Consider the following 20,452-nt stretch of genomic DNA (forward strand, 5'->3'; position numbering starts at 1 on the left):
TCTTCTCACCACCTTTTACCAAAGTATCATCTATTGCTAAGCCATACCAAGAAAGGTAGTTTAGTTTGATTCTTAATTTGATAATAAATAATGATGATTAAAGTAGCGTTAGTTGATGATCATGTTGTTGTTCGTTCAGGCTTTGCCCAATTACTGAATCTCGAATCTGATATTGAGGTGGTGGGAGAATTCAGTTCTTGCGCTGAAGCCAGACAAGGGTTGCCGGGCTCAGGAGCGACAATCTGTATTCTGGATATTTCGATGAAAGATGAAAGTGGGTTGTCACTGCTGCAAGATCTTCCTTCGGGTATTGCCTGTATTATGTTGAGTGTCCATGATTCTGCCACTATGGTGGAAAATGCCTTGAAGGCGGGGGCACGTGGTTATCTCAGCAAACGTTGTAGCCCGGATGAATTAATTCAGGCAGTACGCACTACGGCAAATAATGGTTGTTATCTTACACCGGATATCGTGCTCAAATTGACCTCATCAAAAAGCAATCCAACTTCATTGGAACATCTGACTAAACGAGAACGACAAGTAGGAGAAATGTTGGCCCGTGGTATGGATGTCAAGGCGGTGGCGGCGGAATTGGGGTTGAGCCATAAAACAGTGCATGTCCATCGCGCTAATGCGATGAGTAAGTTAGGGGTAACGAATAACGTTGGTTTAGCTAATTATTTTGCCACTAGTGATTTTTAATGTATCGATATCTGATTAACTCACTCTGCGGTTGGCTGCTGTTTTCTTGTTGGTGGTTCTGTTTATGGGTAATTGCCTACTATTTTATCAATGACTCAGAACTGGCTATTTTATTTTTTCCTTTTTCTTTGCGTCTCGGTATCGTACTGCATACTCCCAAGCATTATTGGCCGACTGTTTATAGTGCAGAATGGGTGCTGACCGTTTGTTTGACGCTCTTAATGGGGCAATTGCAATGGCTTACAGTATTAACCGCCAGCATAGCCAGTCTCCCGGTTGTTTGGTTTGCCAGCCGTTATTATTTCGGTAGCCAATGGCAGCGATTCACTGTCATGATCAGTGTGATCCTGGTAACTTCTCTCATTAATGTTGTGGCAATAAGTAATCATAGCTCTGCTTTGATTATTGCATTTTTGGTGAGCTTAACGGGTGGTGTCATGTTGATTCCTTTGTGTTATTTGGTATGGCACTATTTGTTCCAAAAAGTTTGGTTTCCGTTGACTGCCAATCTGGTATCACATCGGCTTCAGTTTCGCACGAGTCACATTACTCTGTGTATTTTGTTATTTATACTGAATATTTTCTTGCAGGTGGGTTTGCCGAATGAGTTACGCTACTTTGCCCCATTTTGTTTAGCCATCCTGATTATCTTTCTGGCTTTTCGTTATGGTTGGCAAGGTGCTGTACTCGGTACTTTATTGAACAGTATTGCATTGATTGCTGCGCGTAGTGGCGTTTCGAGTATGGAGATCACGGATCTGCTGTTATCGCTTTTAGTGCAAACGTTAACGGGTATTATGTTGGGGATGGCGGTTCAGCGTCAGCGTGACCTTAATGTGCAGTTAAAGCGTCAACTGCATCGTAATCACAGCTTATCCCGTCAATTGGTAAAAGCAGAAGAATCAGTGAGGCGAGAAATTGCCCGTGAATTGCATGATGAAATTGGTCAGAATATTACCGCTATTCGTACACAAGCCAATATCATTCAGCGTGTCGAAGTCACGCCAATTAGTTTTAACTGCGCTAAAACTATCGAATCATTATCTCTCAATGTTTATGATACGACTAAAGGATTGCTTAGTCGGTTGCGTCCTAAAATCCTTGATGATCTTGGCTTGAAAGAAGCCATTGAACAATTATTGCGGGATATGGAATTTGCATCCCATGACATATTAGTGGAAATTCACTGGGAAGCGGATTCTGCGGTGGCTATTGAGCAACTGAGTGATACAACCAAAATCACCTTATATCGTCTTTGTCAGGAAGCACTGAATAATGCCCTGAAATATTCTCAAGCCAATCATATTGAACTGCATTTTTCTGTCAGGGAAAAGATTAAGTTGCTGATCAAAGATAACGGTATTGGCTGTAAGGCCGAAGACCATATGAAAGGATTTGGTTTACGTGGTATGCGGGAACGTGTGCAGGCCCTGGGTGGAACGTTCTCAATTTATAGTGAAAAACGACAAGATGGTCTGGCTCATTCGGGGACAGATTTGTCAATCATTTTTCCTAAACTTTAAGATACAGTCATGACCGTTTTTTCTCAATCCAAGCCGGCCCATCAACGTCATTTGTCTGATGGAGAAATTCGAGAGCAATACCGTTATTGGCGCTTGCATATCATGCTGAGCCTTTATATAGGCTATGCGCTGTTTTATTTTACCCGCAAAAATTTTAACTATGCGATGCCTGCCATGATAGCCGATCTTGGCCTTGATAAAGGTGAGATTGGCCTTATTGGCACGCTGTTTTACATCACATATGGTTGTTCCAAATTTCTTTCCGGCATTATCTCTGACCGTTCTAATCCGCGTTATTTCATGGGAATAGGGCTAATTGCCACAGGCATCATCAATATCTTTTTTGGCTTGTCCAGCTCGATTGTCATGTTTACCTTCCTTTGGATATTAAATGCGTGGTTTCAGGGATGGGGATCACCGTCATGCGCTAAGCTGCTTACGAGTTGGTACTCCCGTTCAGAGCGTGGATTCTGGTGGTCGTTATGGAATACTTCACATCATGCAGGCAGTGCATTGGTGGCATTGTTTGTCAGTTTTTTGACATTGCATTTTAGCTGGCGGGAAGGGTTTATTGTGCCGGGTTGTTTGGGCATTTTAGCTGGCCTGTTTTTATGTTGGCGATTACGTGATAAGCCCACAACTATGGGGTTGCCGACTATCGGTCAGTTTCGTAACGATCATTTGGAAAAGATGCAGGAAAGCCAAGGGCAGGGATTAACCACCAGAGAAATACTGAAAACATATGTTTTTCGCAATAAATACATTTGGTTGCTTTCGTGTAGTTATGTGTTGGTATACATCGTTCGCACGGTTATTAATGATTGGGGAAACCTCTATTTGACGGAATATCACCATTATGATTTGGTGAGTGCAAATGCGGTGTTATCCCTGTTTGAAATCGGTGGATTTATAGGATCGCTGGTGGCAGGTTGGGGATCAGATAGAGTGTTTGGTGGTAATCGTGGGCCGATGAACCTGATATTTGCAATGGGGATTTTTTTGTCAGTGGCGGCTTTATGGCTGATGCCTATGACGGGTCTGGTTTTTCAATCAATCGGTTTTTTTGCCATTGGTTTTTTTGTCTTTGGCCCACAATTGTTGATCGGGATGGCTGCTGCTGAATGTTCACACAAAGATTCCGCAGGTGCTGCAACGGGTTTTGTGGGGCTTTTTGCTTATACAGGAGCCGCTCTTGCTGGTTATCCTTTTGCCGTCATTTTGGAGCATTACCATTGGACAGGGTTATTTATTACCATTTCTGTCTGCGCAGTAATGATAGGTTTATTATTACTCCCGTTCTTACAAGCTCAGTTTCCCCGGCACGTAGGGAAGGGAGAGCATAAAGCCGACTGACTGCCTGAAAGTCAGTATTAAGAAAGGGAATGCCTATTGCACCACTCTTCTCTGGTTATTTCCCAGAACTCACAATTATATATGCCTGACACATATTGTTTTTTTTCCGTTCTTATTAATCTTTCTCCTTGTGCTGATGAGATCTTTTTTGAGCGTTGATTAATACTGGCTTTTTGCGTTCTGAGAACAGGTTTCCCCAATGTGTGAAACCAATAATCGGTCACTCTTTCACAGGCTTCGCGCATCAATCCCTGACCTTGATAGTCTAAAGACAGCCAGAAACCCCGGTTATTATCTTGCTTATCATATAATCCGATCACACCAATTAGTTCTTCAGGGTATTTTTTAGTTCTGATAGACCATAACCATGCTTTTCCTGATTGCATGGCAGGCAGAGCGATTTTATTGACAAAATATTCAGCTCCATCAGCAGGATAAGGCCAAGGAACTGCACTGCCATCTAAGTATTTGACGATATCCCAATGAGGGAATTTTTGCTGAATTTGAGGCGCATCATTATGTGCTAATTTTTTTAATAGAAGCCGTTCAGTTTCTAGATCGTCAATTGACATAATGCCTCCAATTGTAATAAAAATGTTGTAATCTGCTCTTCAAGGACATTAATTTTAGTGTGAAAAATAGTCAATTCAATTTTTCAATTCAGTAAAATAACGGGATAAAGCATGGTATATAAAACTATGGTATAGTAGGCTCCCCCTGAATTTTTCCTACCCACCGGAATGTTATGTCTTATCAATGTCCTTTATGCCACTTGCCATTACTGTTTGCTCATCATCAATGGCGCTGTGAAAACAACCACCAATTTGATTGTGCAAAAGAAGGGTACGTCAATTTGATGCCCGTTCAGCATAAGCGTTCAAAAGAACCGGGTGATAGTGTGGAGATGATGCAAGCAAGAAGGGCATTTTTGCATTCTGGGCATTATCGAGCATTGCAACAAAAAGCAATTGAGCTGCTTAATGAATATTTGCCGGAGGAAGCGGAAACACTGCTGGATATTGGTTGTGGTGAGGGTTATTACACGGCTGCGGTACAGAAACAGTTAAGCCATTATCGTAACCTGACAGTATATGGACTGGATGTGGCGAAGGTAGCGATTCGTTATGGCGCAAAACGTTATTCCAACGTTAATTTCTGCGTGGCATCCAGTCATCGGTTGCCATTTGCAGACAGTGCAATGGATGGCATTTTACGGATTTATGCCCCCTGTAAAGCAACAGAATTAGCTCGCGTAGTGAAACCACATGGTATTGTTTTAACGGTGACACCAGGCCCACGTCATTTGTATCAATTGAAAGAGTTGATTTATCAGGAAGTGCATTTGCATCCTGAAAACCATGAGCAATGGGAAGGATTTGATTTAATTTCGACGCAAACGCTGGCTTATCCAATGTCATTGGATGGTGAACAAGCCCATAATTTATTGCAAATGACTCCTTTTGCCTGGCGGGCTTCGGAAGAAATTAAAGCTGATTTGTTGTCGAAAGATAGCTTTAATTGTGAAGCCGATTTCACATTGAAAGTATACCGGCGTATTTGATAGCAATAATCTTATATTCGTCTTCTGGAGTAAATAAAAACTTATTTACTCCAGGGAAGAGATTATTCAGCATACATAACTAATTGAAGGTGCTCGAATAATATATTGAAGCCAATGCAAATTAATACCAATCCACCAATTAACTCAGCACGTTTACCCAATAGAGGGCCAATATAACGGCCTATTAACATTCCCAACGTCGCCATAATCATGGTCATAAGCCCGATTGTCATGGCGGTATGCAGAATATCAACTTGCAAGAAGGCAAGACCGACACCAATTGCCATGGCATCCAGACTGGTTGCAATAGCAGTGAGAACCAATGCCACGGAACTATGGCGTTGACGTGTGGTTTTACGAGGCGTTTCAGATTCATGTTTGAAGCTTTCAATAATCATTCGGCAGCCAAGAATGAAAAGTAATGAAAAGGCGATCCAATGATCCCATTCCATAATATATTGGCTGGCATACAGGCCCAATCCCCAACCAATTAAAGGGGTGCAGGTTTCAACCAGGCCAAAGATAATACCCGTGCGGATAGCTTCACGAAAATGAGGACGGTGCAGAGAGGCTCCTTTTCCGACTGCTGCGGCAAAAGCATCCATGGAAAGTGCTAGTGCGAGAATAAGTGTTGCATAGAAATTCATCAAAATAGCCTCGGTTGGGTAATTCCATATACACACAACTTCACCCCCAACCAATGGTGCAGCTATGTGTCTATGGTCTTGCCAACCATTCAGAGCCTCCTTGTTTGGCTCTTTAGGCATTCGCACCACGTTTTATTTTAAACGAGCATGTTGATACGAATTTTCCAGAAACTGTCTGGAACAGGCTACTCCCCAATGACTGAGCCGGACAATATCATATTCAGAATAAAAGGCAAAAAATTTCATTATATTTTTGACATGGAACTGATAATGGTTATCATTACCTTTTTTGAGGTAAAAAATAAGACCAATAATTCGCTTTGGTCTTATTTAATCTATATGGATTTAAAGTAAGGGGAAAAGATTATTTGTTATTCATAAGGAATTGATAAATTTTTTCCAGATCATCTAGTTTTGTGACAGATATATATATTTTATTATGTTCTAACTCCATCATGAGAATACCATCTTCAGATAAATTCATTGCCTTAATACTTTCATAAGGGAAAAAGCGATAAGCATGATAGAAGCCTTGTTCTTTAAATATTAATTTCGGTGAGCGAATATAACCTAAATATAACGTTACGAAGATGATAAATGATAATAAATAGGTAGTGAATTGGCTGCCATGAGATGTGACGTTATTGTAAATAACAACTCCGATCAAAACGATGAAGATCAGGGCATCAATCCGCTGTTTTCTTTTAAGTTTTATATTTAACAGCGTCTTACCTTTGAGCTGATTGATAATAAATTCATCATAAATTGCAAAAGCGAGCATTAACACAATCAAAATTATCAAGATGATATCATTCAAGCTCATTTTTAGTCCCTATTTTTCATTGCGGATGGAAGCCTTTTTGTAAGAATGGGGAGGTTCTGCCTCCCCATATATTGAAATGGTACAAAAAAGCAAATTTAGCCAAGGAAACCAAAACGGAAACCGACGATACCCAGAATGAAAAAGCCCACGATTATCCACAGAGGATTGACTTTTTTCCGCAGTAGCCACATACAGCCGAATGTCAGCAATAATGGCATCAGGCCAGGCATTAATTGATCCAGGATTGTTTGAACGGTAGTCACTTTCATTTCACCAGTGAGTGGATCGGGGACTTCTGAAACCACTAGCGGAATATTGACTTTCGTCCATTTATTGACCAAGGCTCCCATAACAAATAAGCCCAGAATTGACGCTCCTTCCGTCATTTTCTGCAAGAAGCCACCACCCATATCTTTAACGATATCTAGGCCTTTCTTATAGCCATAAGCTATCCCGAAGTAATGGGTGAGCAAACGTACCAAATTAAACAGAAAGAAAAATAGAATAGGGCCCAACAGGCTGCCACTCATGGCAATACCGGCACCAAGGGCGGCGAATACCGGGCGTACAGTTCCCCAGAAAATGGGGTCACCTACACCCGCCAAAGGCCCCATCAAGCCAACCTTGATACCGTTGATAGCGCCGTCATCAATGTCGGCTCCGTTGGCACGCTGTTCTTCCATTGCCATGGTGACACCAAGAATAGGTGCTGCAACATAAGGGTGAGTATTAAAGAACTCCATATGTCGCTTTAAAGCTTGTTTCCTTTCTTCGGTATTCTCTGGGTACAAGCGACGAATGGCAGGTACCATTGAGAAGCAGAAACCAAGCGCTTGCATGCGTTCAAAGTTCCATGAACCCTGAAAGAGGTTAGAACGGAGGAAAACACCGCGGATATCGCTTTGCGTCAGTTTTTTCTGACCCATATTTTTTGTCTCTGACATATTGTTTATCCTCTTAATCTAATTCGTTATCAAGGTCGTTTGAGGTATTGCCAGCAGAAGCGGCTGCCTGTGATTGGTTGTATTTAGGGCTAAGCTGGATATACAGGATTGCCATAACGATACCAATGACACCTAATGCAACCAGGTTGAAATTAGTGAAAGCGGCAGTGACAAAACCAAGGTAGAAGAATGGCATCAGATAACCCGCACGCATCATGTTAATTACCATTGCATAACCAACCACCACGATCATGCCACCAGCGATATTCAGACCACTGGTAACGACTTGTGGGATGGAGTTCAGCATGTTCTGAACTTCAGAGGTTCCTACGGATATCGCAACAATCAGAGCAGGGATAGCAATGCGCATAGCCTGTAACATCAGGGCTGAAATATGAATGATGCTGATTGCACGAAGATTACCGTTTTCTGCCGCCTTATCTGCTGCGTGCTGGAAACCAACAGTCAGAGTACGAACGATAATGGTCAGAACCTGTCCTGCCGCAGCCAGCGGGATCGCCAGTGCGATACCGGCGCCAACATCTTGCCCGCCGGCAATGACCAGAATGGTTGAAATGATGGAGGCCAAAGCGGCATCAGGGGCAACTGCCGCACCGATATTCATCCAGCCAAGCGCGATCATTTCCAGTGTACCGCCGATGATGATGCCGGTTTTCATATCGCCAAGCACTAAGCCGACTAATGTACAGGCAATTAATGGACGGTGAAATTGAAACTCATCAAGAATAGATCCCATGCCTGCGATACAGGCAACGATGAATATCAACACAAGTTGAACAACGGTAATTTCCATTGTTTTTCTCCTGTAACCAAATGTACTTTGGTAAGAATTTTGTTATTGAGTAATGGTTAATAAAATGACATCTGTTTTTGTTTTTAAACTTTTTTCAGCAGATCCATCATATTTAAACGGGTATCACTGGCGACTTTACGAGCTTCAAGTTCGATGCCATGAGAACTCAGTTTTCTAAAGGCTTCAATGTCAGTATTATCAACAGAAATCGCGTTGTTGATCTGGGTTTTTCCCTGACGGAAAGCCATACCACCGATATTTACGGATTCGAGAGTGACGCCTCCTTCTACAATGCGCAGGACATCTGTCGGGTTGGTGAATAGCAGCATGACGCGCTCACCCGCATATTTAGGGTTGTTGTAAACACGAACACACTTGGCAACATCCACGACGTGTGCACTGACGCCCGGAGGGGCGACTTGTTTCAATAAAGTAGAACGTACGGTATCTTGAGCAACTTCATCACTGACAACAATAATACGCTTGACGTTGGTTTCTTTCGTCCAACGGGTAGCAACCTGACCGTGAATAAGGCGATCGTCGATACGTGCGAGAGCGATCTTCATATGGCCGCCCGCAGCAGGCGCTGAGATTGGTGTTACGGCAGGGGCTGCCTGTTTAACTGGTTCAGGTTTTGCGGGTTCTTCAGTTTGTTCGGTTTTTAGGGCCCGGATGCCTTCTTTCCCTGTTTCTAATGCAACAGCAACCAATTCTTCCATTGATGGATCGTCGTCACGGCACATGAAAGCTTCAACCAACATCGGGACGTTTACGCCCGTGATTATTTCGTAGTTGTCTTTATCGACGACAATACGGTTTGCAGCATTGAATGGGCTACCACCCCAAGTATCGACAAAAAACAAAACCCCTTGTTCTGTATCAAGCGATTCCAGTTTTTTGTTGTACTTATCGAATAATGTATCGGCATTTTCACCGGGTACGAAGTCGATATAAGAAACATTCTCCTGTTCTCCAATCAACATCTCTGCAGTATGAAGCAGTTGTTCTGCTGCAGCCCCATGTGTGCCAATCATAATGGCTATACTCACTTGTTTTCCCCTTTCTGTAACAATTGAACTCAGGCCTACTGTAAGCTCACACTCAATATTTCTAATGTATTTAATCCCCTATCAATAAGCATGATAGTTGCAAACATGAAACCTTATCGAGAATTTATCTCAATATTTCATTTCTTACGGTTTTATATTTCGTTACATAAGAAAATATGTCGTTAGATTATCATTTGAAACCTTCAAGAAAATTGCTATCAGTCAGAAAAATTAAGATAGGCTGTTTTGATAGTTAAAAACGAGATTTTGTACTTTTTTATTTTAAATATCGTATTTTTATTTTGATATTTATTATATTTTTGGTTTTTTAAACTGTTTCCGGTAACATTTTATTAAACTTTGTATAAAAAAATTGTGATGTTTTTACGGTAAAATACAAAATAATGTGCTTTGGTGATCCGTTTCAGCCAAAAAATATCACTACCAAATGGTAGGGGTATTGTTTCAACTAGAATTTGGTATATCAATAATTATGGGGGGATGACCGTCGAAAATTGGTAGTAAAAAATACAGATGATCGCCAAATCGTTGGTAAAAGGATTCACGGGGGCATATCTATGGAGATAAAGGCCATATCTTGCAGGCTCTGTATGATAAATTGGCTGCGAGGGGGTTTTATATCTCTGGTGTAATTTTCACTACTTTCTTAGAAAAATGATGGTGAGTTAATACATTAATTTGAGCCTTTTCAGGATAAAATTCCTGAGCCTACTTATTTCTCTTCAATTTCCTGCTAATGGTCGATGAATTTCAATTAAGTGATTCAGCAATGGCATATTGTGAAAATCCTTCTTTTTTTAAATTGAAAATCTGGTATCTTTCTGTTTCAGTCAGTTGTTTATAGATCATGGCGCATTTTACTTTAGTGGGAAAGATGCCTGCTATAGCGACTGATTGCCCTTCTGAAAAATTGCACTTATTAATCAGAACTGCCAATAATAAATTATTTTATGTTGTTCATTACTAAGGCACGCTAATAAATGTTGCAATGCAATGCAAATTAACAAATCTTGTTCCAAGAAAAGTATAATTATTGTGCCAAGGAAAATGTAATGAATAAAATTAAACGCCTTAATCGTGATGTGAATAGTTATGAACAGATTACAAGTTGTACCTCTTACTCAGTACCAAAAAGAAATATACTATGAAACTCAACGTAACCCAGAAAGCGGTCAGTTCACTATATCCATAGCGAGGATATTAAAAGAAAATATTAACTTTGAAAAATTTATTAATTCAGTTAATGACTTTATTAATCAAGATGTTGCATGCCAATTGCGTATCGTTGAACACGCAGAAGTGTTGGGTCAGCAAATACAAGATACGGCAGTTAATCAAGTGAAAGTCATTGATGCCAAAAATGAAGATATTAGTGTACTTTTCCGTAAATGGTCAGAACGAGTTTTTAATCTAAATGACAAATCGCTCGTTGAGATTGCTCTGTTACGAAATCTACAAAATGACGGCGCTGCTATTTTTATTCGTGTTCACCATATTATTTGTGATGGTTGGGGAATAAACCAATTAGCAGAAAAAATTCTACATTTCTACCAAAACAATGATCTTAATCAAGGAATGTTGTATAGCAATTACGAGAAGTATATTTCAGCAGTAATTGAACAAGAAATAACTTTGTCACAGCCGGAAATAGAACAACAAATAACGGAGCTGGCTGAATTTACACAATGCAATGAGCCCGTTTTTTTTAATCGTGGAAAGAAAAGTAATCTTTCTCGCTTCATGCGCCACCGATATATATTGGCTAAGTCTGAGGTTACAAAAGCGATATCTCAAGGAATTAATCCCTACCAAGTTATTATGTCTGCGGTAGCTATTTTATTGTCACGGTTACACAATAGTACCCAGATAACAATAGGCGTTCCTTTACTCAACCGTCGCAATAATCAACTTGATATGGCTGGTCATTGGGCTAATACGCTGCCACTTGCTATTGCGATAGAAGAAGATGATACCCTTATTGATCTGGCGGCTCGTATTAAAACAGATACCACAAAACTGAAAACGTTTGAGCATATTCCGCTCGGGCGTCTGCTTAAGTCTATGGGAACAGCAAAACGTCGGTGTTTCGATGTCACTGTATCTTATAACCGCTTTCCCACCGTAGATGCTTCCTGTTATACCTATAAAAGTGAAGGTAACTATGCACCGGCTCATGAAAATGATGCGATAGCGATCTATATCTGTACCGATGGAAACGATAATGATGTCACTATTGACATCGTCGGAGCTGTCGATATTTTCGATGAAAATTATACATTTGAAACCCTTACCGCTTCTTTAGAGCGTATTATCGAACAATTTATTGAATCACCAACACAAACTGTCTCGGCAGTGAATCTCTCTCCGGCGGAAGAAATAGCTCAACTGGCTCTTTTTGAGCAAGGGCCCATTGCAGAATTCTCGAAACAAGAGACTTTATCAAGGTTATTTGATGCTCAGGTTTCATTGCATGGAAACGCAGTCGCTATCGCAGATTCTGGTGAGCAACCCACGCTGACTTATACTCAGTTCCAGACACGCATAGACAATATGGTTACGGTGTTACTGAAAGAGAACGTGCGGAAAGGAGATATCGTTGCAATCTTAATGGATCGCAGTACGGATATGCTTACAGCTATTTTTGCTGTATTAAAAGCAGGCGCGGCTTATCTGCCTATCGATCCCAATTATCCGCAAGAGCGGATTGATTATATGCTGAATGATAGTGGTGTCGGAGTCATCATATCCGACAAAACTAATCAGTCTTTAATCGCTAAATCTTATATTGTCATTGATGGTAATAACATTTCCGCTCAAGAAAATGTAAAACAGCCCAATTTATCTACAGCAGATTCTCTGGCATATATGATTTATACATCCGGCTCCACCGGGCAACCTAAAGGAGTTATGATCGATCATTATTCAGCGGTAAATCGGATTGAGTGGATGCAGGAACGTTATTCACTGGATAGTACCGATGTGATACTACAAAAAACACCGATTTCATTCGATGTATCTGTTTGGGAATTGTTTTGGTGGTCTATTTCTGGGGCTGCTGTCCACTTATTGCCACCCGGTGCTCACAAAGATCCATTGGAAATAATAAAAGCAATCAGTCTGCATAATGTGACTACATTGCACTTTGTTCCCTCTATGCTCCAGCCTTTCTTAGATATTTTGGAGGCTGAACCTGAATTAGTGGTCAAATTAACCAGTCTGCGCCGTGTGTTCACCAGCGGTGAAGCACTTCCTCCTGCGCGGGTTAATCAGTTCCGTAAAATCTTTTCCACTTTTGGTTTAAATGCACCGGCTTTGATCAATCTGTATGGCCCAACAGAGGCCACCGTAGATGTATCGTATTTCGAGTTTCTTCCTGAACATAACGATGTTATCAACCGCGTCCCCATTGGTTTTCCGATCAACAATATTTCACTGAGGATTATGTCTCAGCATGACACCCGACAGCCAATCGGCATTGCGGGTGAGTTGCAGATCAGCGGTATTGGTTTGGCCCGTGGTTATCACAATAAGCCAGAATTAACTGACGAAAAATTCATTTGGGATGGAGAGCAGCGCTGGTATCGCACAGGAGATTTAGCAAGGTGGTTATCTGACGGTAGTATCGAATATTTAGGAAGAATTGATAATCAGGTGAAGATCAGAGGGAACCGCATTGAATTGGGGGAAGTGCAAAACACGCTCGAACGCATTCCTGAAATTACCCAAGCTGAAGTTTTACCACAAAAGAATAATAATGGTGATACTTATCTTTGTGCATACTATGTTATTAATAACCCAGGTGTTACCAATAACCCAAGTGTCACCAATAACCAGAGCCTTACATCTGAGAAATTACGTGAAACTTTACTGGAATTTTTACCTGATTTCATGGTTCCACTGAAATTTTTTCAGGTTCCCTCTATTCCTCTTACCCCAAACGGTAAAGTCGACCGGGGCGCTCTTAGTGCATTGGTGAAAACAGAAGCTTCGAGTTGCCATGATGATGCTCAGACTGAAACTGAGTATAAATTGTCAGAAATTTGGAAACGGATATTAAAGATTGAACAACTCAGTGTACAGGATAATTTTTACACATTAGGAGGTGATTCCATCTTAATGTTGAAAGTGCGTTCTGAAGCTGAAAAGGCGGGCATGAATGTGACTCTTTCTGAGTTGTCACAACATTTGACGATAGCTGAGTTGAGCCAACAAATTGACATCGGCCATAAAGCTCAAAAAACCAAAGAATTACCGCCTCTTGCACTGATCAAAGAAAAAGAGCGTGCGAAACTTTCTCAATATGCTGACGCATTCCCTGCAACCCAACTCCAACTTGGCCTGATATATCATAGCCAGCAGAGCAAAAGCTCAGGCACTTATAAGGATGTTTTCCGCTATACGCTGAAAGGAGAGTGGAAACCTGAAATATTCCGTAAAAGTGCAGCAGCAACTATCCAACGTCATCCTGCTCTTCGTTCACACTTTAATCTGGCTGATTTCAGCGAACCCTTGCAAGTCATTAATCGCAGTATCAATCTTAACCATGCAGTCGTGATTCAAGATATTAGCTTATTGCCATTGATTGAGTCTGAACAACTTATTAAAGAGTGCATGAAAAAAAGAAGTCGTCAGGACTACCATTTTGATGGTGCGCCTTTGTATCACATCTGTTTGTTCAGAACCGCAGAGGCTATAGAGATGGTATTTAGTTTCCATCATGCCATTCTGGATGGCGGTAGTGTGGCAAATTTGGTGCGTGAATTATTCTCTCGTTACCTGAATGATGGCATGTATTTTTCTGAGACGGATGTACTTCCATCACCTGCGTTATACATACAGGATGAGCTTCACGCATTACAAGATCAGGCATACAGCGAGTTCTGGAAAGAAACATTTAATGGACTTCCCCGAACGCAATTCCCCGGATACCGGTTGTACGAAAGTTTGCCGAAAAATCAGATTTTCACAAAAAAGGCCATTATTCCAGAAGAAATTGAAACCAAGCTGAAGACTCTGGTACAGCAAGAAAATGTGTCAATTAAATCGGTTTTCTTTGCTGCACATTGTTTAACTGTGGCTATGTTTACAAATCAGGATGAAATCGCGACGGGATTGGTTACCCATGGCAGGCCCGATGCACAGAATTCAGAGCAAACGCTAGGCTTGTTTCTTAATACATTACCTGTGCGTTTCTCTTTGGCTGACAAAACATGGAAAGAGTGTATTCATTCTGTATTTAGTGCTGAACAGCGTCATGCGCCATACCGTAAATATCCACTTAATGCTATCCAGCAGGTGGCAGGCGAAGGGGCAAGAATAAGTTCCGCATTCAATTACATTCACTTCCACGTATTATCCGAAGTATTTGGCGGCCCTGATTTGTCTCTCATCGCATTTGAACCGTGGGAAGAAACTAACTTTGAGATATTACTCAATGTTATGACTGACTTCATCACAGGTCAAAATTATTTACGATGTGATTTTGATGGCAATGTTTTCTCACAAGTGCAGGCGGATACTTACATAGACACCTATATGGCCCTATTGAACAGAATGGTCAGTAGTGGTGATCAAAGGGCAACTCTGAGCCAGCCGCTCACACCAAGAAGCAAGGAAATACCATCTCAGGAATTCATATCAACGTTGGCTATGATTGCGAAAAATGTACAGGAGCAACCTGATGCAATAGCGATTCGTTATCACGGCCTGCAATGGAGTTATGAAAAACTATGGTCAGAGTCTGGGAAAATTGCTTCCGCACTGATTTCTGAGGGGGTTGTTCAGAATACACCTGTCGCTATTGCTCTTGAGCGTTCTCCGACACTTGTTGCATCACTGATTGGTGTGATGAGAGCGGGAGGAGCCTGTTTACCATTGGATCTGAGTTATCCGGCTCAGCGTATTGAAGCTATGGTGGAACAGGCTCAACCGATACTGGCTATTGTTGATGGTACATCCGATAAGTTACTCAACGTAGTGACAATCCCGACAATGAGAGCGGACACGTTGCTAAACGGAAATAAACGTGTACCCGATATAGAAATACTCCCTGAGCAGTTGGCTTATTTACTGTTTACATCAGGTTCAACGGGCAAGCCCAAAGGCGTGGCAATGCCGCATCGTAGCCTGTCAAACTTGGTTACCTGGCAGAATGAAACTCATACTGGTAAGAATATTCGTTCTACCTTGCAGTATGCGCCTCTGAGTTTTGACGTTTCATTTCAGGAAATTTTCTCTGCATTGACTTCTGGTGGAGAATTACACCTTATTAGTGAAGATGAACGGCGTGATCCTTTGCAGTTACTGCGTATTATCGAGACAGACCAAATAGAGAGGATCTACCTGCCTTATGTTGCACTTCAGCAATTAGCCGAAACAGCAGTAGCATTAGGCACTTACCCGAAAAATCTGAAAGTTGTCATTTCATCCGGTGAGCAACTCCGGGTTACCGAAGATATTCGTCTGTTTATTGGACAAATAAATAACGGTATCCTTGAGAATCAGTATGGCCCCACAGAAACTCATGTCATTACCGCATTTACAATGCAAGGTGATCCGGCATCTTTCCCTGCGCTTCCACCTATTGGTAAAAGTATCAACAATTCAGATATCGTGCTCCTGAACAGTCAATTACAAGAAGTGGCTTCTGGTGAACAAGGTGAAATTTATGCTCGCGGTTTACCTGTCGCACTGGGTTATTACCGCCAACCAGAATTAACCGCAGAGCGCTTTATTATGTTCAAAGACAGTGATGAGCCACTGTATCGTACGGGTGATCTGGGCGTGAAGCTTAAGGATGGCAATATTCTCTGTTTAGGCCGCAAGGATACGCAGGTTAAAGTCCGTGGTTATCGCATTGAATTGGCAGAAATAGAATTAGCCGTATCGAGTACGCCCGGTGCTGATGAAGTATTGAAAGATGTTGCAGTCGTCGTTCAACAGCACGGTGAAAGTGATGGTTTCTTGGTCGCATTCCTGATCGGGGAAAAGAACGAAGTATTTACTGTGCGTGTACAGCAACATTTGGCTGAAACGCTGCCTAAACATATGCTCCCTTCTCAAATAGAGTGGTTGGGCTCACTGCCTAAGACCCCAAGTGGGAAACGTGATGATGCGGCGTTACGCAGTATGCGGATCATACATGGACATAATGCGGTAGAGGATATTGCTCCGCGAGACAACTATGAACAAGTATTGTGTGATTTGGCTGCGGACTTGCTGAAAATACCCGGCTTATCTGTTCATCAAAATTTGTTTGATATCGGTGGTACTTCATTGACAGCCATGAGAATGGTCGTTCTGGTAGAAAAATATTTCGGTATCAGCATTCCTTTGTCTCTTTTCGTTAGTAACCCGACTGTCGCACAGTTAGCGACACATGTCAGAGAAAAAGGCGGACATCCCCAATTCAGTCCTCTTGTCCCCATGCGTACTACCGGTCATAAACGGCCATTGTTTTTTGTCCATCCAATGGGGGGAAATGTTTTGTCCTATTTACGGCTAGTGAAGCATTTCCCCAAGGATCAACCTTTCTATGCGTTGCAGGCTCATGGAGTGGATGCGGGATCTATGCCATTAGCTAGTGTGCAAGAACAAGCGGCAAATTATTTGGAAGCCATACGTCAAATCCAGCCATATGGCCCGTATTCAATCGGCGGTTGGTCTTATGGCGGCTTTGTCGCATTTGAGATGGCACGTCAGTTAAAAGAGCATGGGGAAGAAGTGGCAGATCTTTTTGTCTTAGACACGGTTGCGCTTAACACGAGCTCTCAGGGAAAAGTGAATGAGGATGCACTATTACGATGGTTTTTCTGGGAATTACTGTGGGTTAATGAAGGGGCGACTCTTCCTGAGCAGATTGTACCGGAACAGATGACTTCTTTGCAGGAACGATTTGAATATATTACGGAACATGCCATTGCCACAGGCGCAATTCCACAAGGCAGTTCTCGTGCTGTCGTACAAAGATTATTTGATGTGTATAAGGCCAATTGGAAAGCCGCTGCGGATTATGCTGCTTACACGGCAGATATCAATATGACTTTATTACATGCAACGCGCCCATTACCCGAAGTACTACGCTCTATGCATGATGCGATAAGAAGTGAATATCGTGATCCTAAAAATGGCTGGGAGGGTAAAACAGCGGGTTATATCAATGTCATTGACGTACCCGGAGATCATTTAGAGATTATGGAAGAGCCGTATGTGGCAGAAGTTGCACAAGTTATCCTTCGGGAAATGAGTGAATTCTCTAAAGAACAAGTATTGTTAGTTTCGGAGAAAGTATGAATCGTCCATTAAAAGTGATTATAGTCGGAGCCGGTATTGGTGGGCTAACTGCTGCTATCGTGTTACGGAAGATTGGCTATTGTGTTGAAGTTTATGAACAAGCACCCACTTTACGTACAGTAGGCTCAGGTTTATCTGTGATGTCCAATGCGGTTGCTGCCTTATCCTCAATTGGTATTAATCTGAAGTTGGAGCACTTTGGTGCTCCGGTTAAACGTTTTGAAATCAGGAACGTTAAAGATCGTTTGATACGTAGCTTACCAATACCTGAAATCTCGTCTTCTAACGGATTTGATAGTGTTTGTATATCTCGTAAGGCATTGCAGGAAGCTCTGCTACAGCAGCTTGATAAGAATATTATTCATGTCGGCGCTAAGGTCACTGCGATCACTGAAAGGGATGATGGCATTTCTGTCCGTTTTGCTGATGGCAGAGAAACCGATGGAGATTTGCTCATTGGTGCTGATGGGATCTACTCTTTTGTCCGTGACTATATTCAAGGGAACAAACCCGTTCGTTCAGCCGATTATATCTGTTGGTTAGCTATTACTCGCTATCAACATCCGCAGATCACACCGGGTTACGTTGGCCATTATTGGGGGGCAGGGAAACGAATCGGTTTGATCGATGTGGGGGGTGGTGAAGTCTATTGGTGGGGGACTGCGAATATGTGTGCTGAACAGGCCCATAACTGGCAAGGAAATAATAAAGATATCCTGGCGTATTATCAGGGATGGCCGGCTATTGTTTCTGATATCATCCTGCAAACGCCACCCGAAGATATCATTGCCGTTCCGGCACAAGATAGACCTTTTTCACCTCTCTGGGGAAAAGGCCGAATCACTCTTTTGGGAGATGCGGCGCATCCTATGCTGACAAGCCTTGGGCAGGGAGCGGGGATGGCTATCGAAGATGCTGCGGTTTTGGGGTATGTATTTAAGCAGCAGTCAGATCCAATTTCTGCTCTGCGTCAATACGAAAAAACGCGTCTTCCAAGGGCGGAAATGTTAGTTAATGCTTCAAGAATGCTGAGTGAAGTTGAACAGGAAGATCGTTTCTTTCATTGTTTGAAGAGGGAGCTGTCCTTACGGTTTGTACCAACGGCAAAAATCAGGGAAAACCTCGAAAGATCATTAAGTTTTCCTACCGGAGACTTTGATATCGAGGCCGCCGTCGCTGAGTAGTAGCTCGTAAAATCAGGCCACTTTATATAACCTCATCCCGCCGTTTCAGTATTTCGGCAGGGCTGAGGTTAATATAGTGAAAAATAGATAACAATATCACTTATCCCAAAAAGAATAAGTGATGTCTTATATTAATCACACTGAACTTTTATCGCCAAACCACCACGTGAAGTTTCACGATATTTCGCGTTCATATCTTTACCTGTTTCATACATAGTCTCGATAACCTTATCGAGCGAAACACGGGGTTCGCTGGTACGGCGAAGTGCCATGCGAGCGGCGTTAATCGCTTTGACGGAAGCAATTGCGTTACGCTCAATACATGGAACCTGCACTTGTCCTGCAACAGGGTCACAAGTCAGGCCGAGGTTATGCTCCATGCCAATTTCTGCTGCAATGCACACTTGCTCAGGGCTTGCACCCAGTAATTCAGCAAGACCGGCAGCAGCCATTGAACAGGCAACACCGACTTCTCCCTGACAGCCGACTTCAGCGCCAGAAATAGAAGCATTCATTTTATACAAAATGCCGATTGCACCAGAAGCCAGGAAATAACGGGTGTACAGTTCCGGTGTTACTGGTTCAATGCAGTGGTTGTAATAGGCCAGAACGGCTGGCACGATACCACATGCACCATTGGTTGGTGCGGTAACAACACGACCCCCCGCGGCATTTTCTTCATTGACGGCCAATGCAAACATATTGATTAAATCAACAACATTCATTGGGTCATTGGATAATTTGTTAGATGATGTCAGCATACGGTGCAATGCTGCTGCACGACGAGGGACGCGCAATGGGCCAGGTAATACACCTTCTGTGTTCAGGCCGCGATCAATACAGGCTTGCATGGTTGCCCATACATCGGCGAAATACTCAGCAATATCTTCTTTGCTGTGCAAATCTAATTCGTTTTTCATCATCAAGCCAGAAACGGACAAACCTGTTTTGTTACAGTTCATCAGAAGTTCTGTTGCTGAACTGTACGGGTAAGAAACAGGTTTAGTATCCTGAGGTGGCTTGCCGAAATGCTCTTCATCAACAATAAAACCACCACCGATAGAGTAGTAGGTTTTGCTGTAGACTTTTTCATCACCAGCGAAGGCATGAATTTGCATACCGTTTTCGTGCAGTGACAGATTATCGCTACGGAAGTTCATACCGCCATCGCGAGGAAAATCGACTTCATGTAAACCATTTGCCAGTGGCAAACGTTGAGTTTGCTCAACATCACGTATAAAACCCGGAATTGAATCAATATCAACAGTTGCTGGCATATTACCTGCCAATCCCATGATGATAGCGATATCCGTATGGTGACCTTTCCCGGTTAATGAAAGTGAGCCGTATACATCAACAGCTACACGCGTGATAGAGGACATTACCCCCTGGTTTACAAGATCATCGACAAATTGTTTTCCTGCTTTCATAGGACCAACAGTATGAGAGCTGGATGGGCCAATACCCACCTTAAACATGTCGAAAACGCTAATCACGCCAGACTCCTTTAAGAAGAAAGAGATATAGTTATTTATATTA

Annotated in this window: 14 protein-coding genes; 6 read left to right on the forward strand and 8 right to left on the reverse strand. The window is 42.2% G+C overall.

Annotation, left to right across the window (positions count from 1 at the left end; genetic code table 11):
- Positions 1 to 93: 93 nt before the first annotated feature.
- The 3 genes from uhpA to Xenpb_RS11910 are packed head-to-tail and all read left to right on the forward strand — an operon-like array spanning position 94 to position 3,578.
- Positions 94 to 702 carry a transcriptional regulator UhpA gene (gene uhpA / locus Xenpb_RS11900; RefSeq protein WP_187654594.1) on the forward strand — a complete coding sequence of 203 codons (609 nt, stop codon included), beginning with the start codon at positions 94 to 96 and terminating at the stop codon, positions 700 to 702.
- Entirely contained in the window at positions 702 to 2,225 is a 1,524-nt protein-coding gene (uhpB, locus tag Xenpb_RS11905; RefSeq protein ID WP_187654519.1) for a signal transduction histidine-protein kinase/phosphatase UhpB, read from the forward strand. Before uhpA ends, uhpB begins: the two co-directional genes overlap by 1 nt.
- A gap of 9 nt (positions 2,226 to 2,234) precedes the next feature.
- Positions 2,235 to 3,578: an MFS transporter gene (locus Xenpb_RS11910; protein WP_187654520.1), complete on the forward strand. Its 1,344-nt coding sequence runs from the start codon at positions 2,235 to 2,237 to the stop codon at positions 3,576 to 3,578.
- A 17-nt stretch (positions 3,579 to 3,595) separates the two neighbouring features.
- Here Xenpb_RS11910 and Xenpb_RS11915 read toward each other — a convergent pair whose 3' ends face one another.
- A complete protein-coding gene (locus Xenpb_RS11915) occupies positions 3,596 to 4,150 on the reverse strand; it encodes a GNAT family N-acetyltransferase (protein WP_187654521.1) in 555 nt (184 codons plus the stop codon).
- Positions 4,151 to 4,323: 173 nt separating this feature from the next.
- Here Xenpb_RS11915 and rlmA point away from each other — a divergent pair, with 173 nt between their 5' ends.
- Complete coding sequence (rlmA, locus tag Xenpb_RS11920) at positions 4,324 to 5,139, forward strand: 23S rRNA (guanine(745)-N(1))-methyltransferase (RefSeq protein ID WP_187654522.1); 816 nt, start codon at positions 4,324 to 4,326, stop codon at positions 5,137 to 5,139.
- 62 nt (positions 5,140 to 5,201) lie between these two features.
- Here the strand turns inward: rlmA and mntP are convergent, their stop codons facing one another.
- The 6 genes from mntP to Xenpb_RS11950 form a co-directional block, all read right to left on the reverse strand.
- Positions 5,202 to 5,786, reverse strand: a complete 585-nt coding sequence (mntP, locus tag Xenpb_RS11925) for a manganese efflux pump MntP (protein ID WP_187654595.1) — start codon at positions 5,784 to 5,786, stop codon at positions 5,202 to 5,204.
- A 364-nt stretch (positions 5,787 to 6,150) separates the two neighbouring features.
- Complete coding sequence (locus Xenpb_RS11930) at positions 6,151 to 6,609, reverse strand: DUF986 family protein (protein ID WP_187654523.1); 459 nt, start codon at positions 6,607 to 6,609, stop codon at positions 6,151 to 6,153.
- Positions 6,610 to 6,704: 95 nt separating this feature from the next.
- The gene (locus Xenpb_RS11935; RefSeq protein ID WP_187654524.1) at positions 6,705 to 7,553 is read right to left on the reverse strand and encodes a PTS mannose transporter subunit IID; all 849 of its coding nucleotides are present in this window, start codon (positions 7,551 to 7,553) and stop codon (positions 6,705 to 6,707) included.
- Positions 7,554 to 7,566: 13 nt separating this feature from the next.
- Positions 7,567 to 8,367 (reverse strand): PTS mannose/fructose/sorbose transporter subunit IIC, encoded by an 801-nt coding sequence (locus tag Xenpb_RS11940; protein WP_187654525.1) that lies wholly within the window; start codon positions 8,365 to 8,367, stop codon positions 7,567 to 7,569.
- An 83-nt stretch (positions 8,368 to 8,450) separates the two neighbouring features.
- Positions 8,451 to 9,416: a PTS mannose transporter subunit IIAB gene (manX, locus tag Xenpb_RS11945; RefSeq protein ID WP_187654526.1), complete on the reverse strand. Its 966-nt coding sequence runs from the start codon at positions 9,414 to 9,416 to the stop codon at positions 8,451 to 8,453.
- Positions 9,417 to 10,187: 771 nt separating this feature from the next.
- Positions 10,188 to 10,286, reverse strand: coding sequence for a helix-turn-helix domain-containing protein (locus Xenpb_RS11950; protein ID WP_255523127.1), 99 nt, complete (start codon positions 10,284 to 10,286; stop codon positions 10,188 to 10,190).
- Between the two features lie 243 nt (positions 10,287 to 10,529).
- Here Xenpb_RS11950 and Xenpb_RS11955 point away from each other — a divergent pair, with 243 nt between their 5' ends.
- Together Xenpb_RS11955 and Xenpb_RS11960 are read left to right on the forward strand one after the other, a co-directional pair.
- Positions 10,530 to 17,729: a non-ribosomal peptide synthetase gene (locus Xenpb_RS11955; RefSeq protein ID WP_187654527.1), complete on the forward strand. Its 7,200-nt coding sequence runs from the start codon at positions 10,530 to 10,532 to the stop codon at positions 17,727 to 17,729.
- Complete coding sequence (locus tag Xenpb_RS11960; protein WP_187654528.1) at positions 17,726 to 18,913, forward strand: FAD-dependent monooxygenase; 1,188 nt, start codon at positions 17,726 to 17,728, stop codon at positions 18,911 to 18,913. Before Xenpb_RS11955 ends, Xenpb_RS11960 begins: the two co-directional genes overlap by 4 nt.
- Before the next feature lie 131 nt (positions 18,914 to 19,044).
- Here the strand turns inward: Xenpb_RS11960 and Xenpb_RS11965 are convergent, their stop codons facing one another.
- A complete protein-coding gene (locus Xenpb_RS11965; protein ID WP_187654529.1) occupies positions 19,045 to 20,409 on the reverse strand; it encodes an L-serine ammonia-lyase in 1,365 nt (454 codons plus the stop codon).
- Positions 20,410 to 20,452: the final 43 nt, after the last annotated feature.

The organism is Xenorhabdus sp. PB62.4 (assembly GCF_014467285.1).
Lineage (GTDB): Bacteria > Pseudomonadota > Gammaproteobacteria > Enterobacterales > Enterobacteriaceae > Xenorhabdus.

Excerpts from the sequence above, each read along its gene's own strand:
- uhpA (WP_187654594.1), top strand. The coding sequence starts at position 94 with ATGATTAAAGTAGCGTTAGTTGATGATCATGTTGTTGTTCGTTCAGGC.
- uhpB (WP_187654519.1), top strand. The coding sequence starts at position 702 with ATGTATCGATATCTGATTAACTCACTCTGCGGTTGGCTGCTGTTTTCT.
- Xenpb_RS11910 (WP_187654520.1), top strand. The coding sequence starts at position 2,235 with ATGACCGTTTTTTCTCAATCCAAGCCGGCCCATCAACGTCATTTGTCT.
- Xenpb_RS11915 (WP_187654521.1), bottom strand. The coding sequence starts at position 4,150 with ATGTCAATTGACGATCTAGAAACTGAACGGCTTCTATTAAAAAAATTA.
- rlmA (WP_187654522.1), top strand. The coding sequence starts at position 4,324 with ATGTCTTATCAATGTCCTTTATGCCACTTGCCATTACTGTTTGCTCAT.
- mntP (WP_187654595.1), bottom strand. The coding sequence starts at position 5,786 with ATGAATTTCTATGCAACACTTATTCTCGCACTAGCACTTTCCATGGAT.
- Xenpb_RS11930 (WP_187654523.1), bottom strand. The coding sequence starts at position 6,609 with ATGAGCTTGAATGATATCATCTTGATAATTTTGATTGTGTTAATGCTC.
- Xenpb_RS11935 (WP_187654524.1), bottom strand. The coding sequence starts at position 7,553 with ATGTCAGAGACAAAAAATATGGGTCAGAAAAAACTGACGCAAAGCGAT.
- Xenpb_RS11940 (WP_187654525.1), bottom strand. The coding sequence starts at position 8,367 with ATGGAAATTACCGTTGTTCAACTTGTGTTGATATTCATCGTTGCCTGT.
- Xenpb_RS11950 (WP_255523127.1), bottom strand. The coding sequence starts at position 10,286 with ATGATCTATAAACAACTGACTGAAACAGAAAGATACCAGATTTTCAAT.
- Xenpb_RS11955 (WP_187654527.1), top strand. The coding sequence starts at position 10,530 with ATGAACAGATTACAAGTTGTACCTCTTACTCAGTACCAAAAAGAAATA.
- Xenpb_RS11960 (WP_187654528.1), top strand. The coding sequence starts at position 17,726 with ATGAATCGTCCATTAAAAGTGATTATAGTCGGAGCCGGTATTGGTGGG.